This window comes from Leifsonia aquatica H1aii (genome assembly GCF_000633535.1).
GTDB lineage: Bacteria > Actinomycetota > Actinomycetes > Actinomycetales > Microbacteriaceae > Leifsonia > Leifsonia aquatica_A.
Genome location: NZ_AYMR01000040.1, coordinates 1 through 4,340 on the forward strand (window position 1 = coordinate 1; position 4,340 = coordinate 4,340).

The window sequence follows — 4,340 nt, forward strand, 5'->3', positions numbered from 1 at the left end:
ACCGTGCCGATCTGGTTGGGCTTGATCAGTGCGGCGTTGGAGTACCGGTTGCGCGCGCCGTCGGAGAGGCTTCGCGGGTCCGTGACGTACAGGTTGTCGCCGACCAGCTGGGTGCCTGCTCCGACGGCGTCGAAGAGAAGCTCCCACCCGGTGTGGTCGTCCTCGGCGAAACCGTCCTCGATCGACCGCAGCGGATACGTGTCCAGCAGGCGGACGTAGTAGCCGACCAGTTCGTCCCGGCCGAGCAGCCGTCCGTCGATCGTGTACTGGCCCTCGCGCTCGGAGAAGCCGGTTGCAGCCGGATCGATCGCGATCGCGACGTCATCGAGTCCCGGGGTGCCACCGGCGTCCTGAACGGCAAGTACCAGGAGGTCCATCGCCTCCTCTGGACTTGCGATGTCCGGTGCGAAGCCCCCCTCGTCGCCGAGACCGGTGGTGTGGAAGCGCGCCTTCACCCGCGCGGCGAGTGCATGGGAGATCTCGGCGCCGGCCTCGACCGCCTCGGCCTCGTCCGCCGCGCCGACCGGGGCGACCATGAACTCCTGAAACTCCAGTGGGTTCGCCGCGTGCGCGCCCCCGTTGAGCACGTTGAAGTGGGGGACGGGGAGACGCTCGACACTGTCGGTGACGCGGGCAAGCCACACATGCAGCGGGACGTCGGAGGTGTGGGCGAACGCGCGGGCTGCAGCGATGGAGACCGCGACCACGGCGTTCGCGCCGAGGCGGGCGAGGTTCTCGGTTCCGTCGAGTTCCCGCATGGCGTCGTCGACGTCGCGGATCGTGCGCCACGGACGGCCGGCCAGCAGCGGCGAGATCTCCTCCTCGACGCCGGCGACGGCCCGGCGGACGCTCCGCCCCGAGAACGACGGCCCGTCGTCGCGGAGCTCGACCGCCTCATACGCTCCCGTCGAGGCGCCGGCGGGAGCGGAGGCCGTGACGTGCGCTCCGTCCTGCAGATGCATCGTCACCGCCACCGTGGGGTAGCCGCGGGAGTCGAGGATCTGCCGGGCCGTGACCTGCTCGATCTCGACGGGATGACCCTCGGGATGGCTGATGTAGTGGCCTTCGTGGGCCGGGTCGATGTGACCGGTGTAACCGTGCTCGTGCATGGGTGTCTCCTATCTCCAGGCGTGCGTTATCGCGAGAGATAGGGACCGTTGTCGGCATCGAGGTTGGTGTCGGCGAGCCCCACCGCCGAAGCGCCGAGGCGCTGTTTGGGAGTGTGCCAGAGAATCCGGGGAAACGGAACCCCTGCGCCCGGCGCGCTCACAGCAGCCACCCGATCCAGAGGCCCAGACCGGCCGCGAGCAGCGCCCCGGCGAGCATCCCGAATGCGTTGACGGTGGCGGCACGGTACCGGCCCTCTTGCGCGAGCCGTACGGTCTCGAAGCTGGCGGTGCTGAAGGTGGTGTAGCCGCCGATGAAGCCGATGCCGATGACCGCGCGCCAGTCCGGCGGGAGGAGGCCGGCCGTGGCCAGTCCCGTGACGAGGCCGAGCAGGAACGACCCGCTGATGTTGATGACGGTGGTGCCCAGCGGGTAGGCGATCACGACCCGGGATTTCACGAACCCGTCGACGATCAGGCGGCTCACGGCGCCGAGCCCGCCCGCCCCGGCGACCGCGAGCAGCCGCAGCGCGCCCATCACCGCGCACCCCCGGGGCTGCGACGGCCGATGACGGTACCCACGGCGATCCCCGCCAGCGACGCCGTCGCGCCGATCAGGATCGTCGCGACGGCGTACAGCACCGAGCCACCCAGATTCGCGGCGGCGATCAGCCCGTCGGTGTCGACGGCGAAGGAGCTGTAGGTGGTGAAGCCGCCGAGCACGCCCGTTCCGACGAAGAGTCGCGCGGCGCGGCGTACCCCCTGATCCGGCCCGTGCGAGAGTGCGGCGAGCACCCAGCCGAGAACGAAGGCGCCGACCACGTTGATGCAGAGGCTCGCGACGGGGATCCCCCACACGGACGGCACGGCCAGGGAGACCAGGTAGCGGATCGCTGTGCCGATCGCGCCGCCGGTGAAGACGAGAGCGATATACCGCCAGCGCAGATGGATCGGTCTGGTTCGCCTGGTGGGCGCATCGTCTGCGACGATGTCCGGGTCGACGGGCAGGGTGCGGCTGTCGGCGCTCAGGAGCCATCTCCTTTCGTTCGGGGCGACCATCAGGTGCCCCCTTGTCGGTCGAGGATGTCGGTGGCGAGCACCCCGGTGAAGAGCCCTTGCGCGTTGGCCGTGCTCTCGCCGCGGCGGAGCAGGCAGACCTCGGCGAACCGCTCGCTCACTCCCACGGCAGGGCTCGGCCGTCGTCGACCGGGGCGAGCGGTACGACGAGGACGGGTCGGTGTTGCCGGTGAGCGAGGTGTACGGCGACGGACGAGCGGAAGAACTCGCGCATGCTGGTGCGGGCGCCGGCTTCGTGGGTGCCGACGACGATCATGCGAGCGTCGAGCGTCACCGCGAGATGACCGAGGGCGCGGGCCGGATCGCCGGCCAGCGTCCGAGTGCTCCACGGGACGCCCGTGCCGGCGACCACCCGCTCGATACGGCCACTCAGGGCCGCGTCGAACACGTCGTCCTCGAACTCGGGCAGATCCGGGTCGATCGGGACGGAGCGCACTGAGCCGTCCAGCTTTTCGTCGACGCCGTAACGATTCGGGTCGACGGTCGCGCACACCAGCTCGCAGCCCAGATCGGCGGCGAGGCGGACGGCCTCGATCAGTACTGCGTCGGCGAGATCGTTCACAAGGCCGACGAGGATCACGCCGCGCGGCAGCGGCGGCTCCGGCGAGTGGTCGGTCATGTGGTCGCTCCTATCCCTCGGGGCGCAGGCGTGCGCATCCAGTGAGATAGGGACCGTTGTCGGCGACGCCGAGGTTGTTCGCGGTGAGCCCCACCACCGCGACGGAGGACCGTCGACACCCATCATGCCAGAACCGCGCCGCGACCGTGATCGGACACCGGGTGTATGGTGGCGGCACGCACCACGGCGATGAGGCTCGCCGTCAACCGCGGAACCCCGCTGATGGCTTCTACCGGAACACGACGCTGCGCGCGTCCGGGCAGAAGGAGGACGGGTGAGCGACCCCCAGGCCACCGGCATCAGCCTGCTGTTCCCGGCGGGAGCCGCACCCGCCCTCCCCGACCGGCAACCGGGGTGCTTCGCCGACCCCGGTCTCGATCGGATCGTCGACGCCGTGCTCGGCGACGACGGTTTCGAGCTGCGACCGGTGTTCTGGCACCCGCTGGATGCCGCGGGCGTCGCGTACCGACACCGCGTGCTCACCGACCTGGCGGACCCGACTCTGGCCCCGCCTGCCAGGCGTTCACCGCCGGGATGGCCGAGGTGCGGCACGCCATCGCCCTGGCGTCGAGTCTGCGGTATCCCAGGCAGGCCCAGCGGGTGCGGCTGGACGCTGCGCGTCGTTACGGCGAGGTGGTCGAGGCCGTCGCCGCCGCTCTGCGCGACAGCGACGTCTCGGTCGTCTTCGTCACCCACCTCTACGCCTTCGGCGCCGACGTATGTGCCGACATCTTCGGAGAGCCCTGGAACGGGACGACGCCGAAGCGGGCATCCGATCACCGGGAGACCGAATGAACGACCGACCGCAGCAGCTCTTCCTCGTGCGCCACGGACAGACCGCCCTCAATGCGGAAGGACGCCTGCGCGGCCTCGCGAACCCGCCGCTCGACGAGGTCGGCATCGCCGAGGCCCGCGCCGTCGCAGACGCCCTCGCCGCATTCTCGATCGCCGAGGTCCGATGCAGCCCGCTCGATCGGGCGGTCACCACGGCACGCATCATTGCCGAGCGGAGCGGCTGCGCGATGGTCGCGGACCCCGCCTTCAACGATCGCGACTACGGCCCGTGGACCGGGCACGTCCGACAGGAGGTCGTCGCTTCGTTCGGCAGCGTGGACGCGGCTCCCGGCGTCGAGCCGTCCACGCACGTGCTCGATCGTGCCCTGCCCGCGGTGGATCGGCTCATGCGGGCGCCGGCCGGTCCCGTCTGCATCGTCACCCATGACGCCGTCATCCGACCGATTCTCCGTTCGATCGATCCCGACCTCGATCAGCTCGAGGTGCTCACCGGATCGTGGAACATGCTCACGAGATCCGGCTCGGGGCCGGACGCCGGCCGGACGTGGACTGTCGTCGCACTCGACCGAAAGCCGTGAAGCTCGTCGATGGGAACGGACTCCCGCCGGCCTCTGATCACGCCCGGCCAGGTCGGTGCCCCACCGCCATTCCTATCTGCGATGACACACGGCCGACCCGCTCTTCCGCTCCGGCGACGGCCTGACCTGCGCGAGCCATGCGCAACGGAAAGAGTGAGTGGCCGC

General features: G+C 70.4%; 7 protein-coding genes and 1 riboswitch. Of the genes, 2 read left to right on the forward strand and 5 right to left on the reverse strand.

Annotated features, from left to right (window positions below):
* The 5 genes from eno to U870_RS0120995 form a co-directional block, all read right to left on the reverse strand.
* On the reverse strand, nt 1-1,109 hold a 1,109-nt coding region (gene eno, locus U870_RS0120970; protein ID WP_025159310.1), incomplete at its 3' end, for a phosphopyruvate hydratase.
* Nucleotides 1,110-1,266: 157 nt separating this feature from the next.
* Nucleotides 1,267-1,644, reverse strand: a complete 378-nt coding sequence (crcB, locus tag U870_RS0120975; protein ID WP_025159311.1) for a fluoride efflux transporter CrcB — start codon at nt 1,642-1,644, stop codon at nt 1,267-1,269.
* On the reverse strand, nt 1,644-2,165 hold the full coding sequence (locus U870_RS0120980; RefSeq protein WP_025159312.1) for a fluoride efflux transporter FluC: 522 nt from the start codon (nt 2,163-2,165) through the stop codon (nt 1,644-1,646). Before U870_RS0120980 ends, crcB begins: the two co-directional genes overlap by 1 nt.
* A 115-nt stretch (nt 2,166-2,280) precedes the next feature.
* Complete coding sequence (locus tag U870_RS0120990; protein WP_025159313.1) at nt 2,281-2,802, reverse strand: universal stress protein; 522 nt, start codon at nt 2,800-2,802, stop codon at nt 2,281-2,283.
* Nucleotides 2,803-2,978: 176 nt separating this feature from the next.
* Nucleotides 2,979-3,041: riboswitch (Fluoride riboswitch) on the forward strand.
* Nucleotides 3,032-3,274, reverse strand: a complete 243-nt coding sequence (locus U870_RS0120995; RefSeq protein ID WP_025159314.1) for a hypothetical protein — start codon at nt 3,272-3,274, stop codon at nt 3,032-3,034. It overlaps the preceding riboswitch by 10 nt.
* Before the next feature lie 62 nt (nt 3,275-3,336).
* On the opposite strand from U870_RS0120995, the gene U870_RS24525 reads away from it, so the two are divergent.
* Complete coding sequence (locus U870_RS24525) at nt 3,337-3,597, forward strand: hypothetical protein (protein WP_025159315.1); 261 nt, start codon at nt 3,337-3,339, stop codon at nt 3,595-3,597.
* Entirely contained in the window at nt 3,594-4,175 is a 582-nt protein-coding gene (locus U870_RS24530; protein ID WP_025159316.1) for a histidine phosphatase family protein, read from the forward strand. Before U870_RS24525 ends, U870_RS24530 begins: the two co-directional genes overlap by 4 nt.
* Nucleotides 4,176-4,340 lie beyond the last annotated feature (165 nt).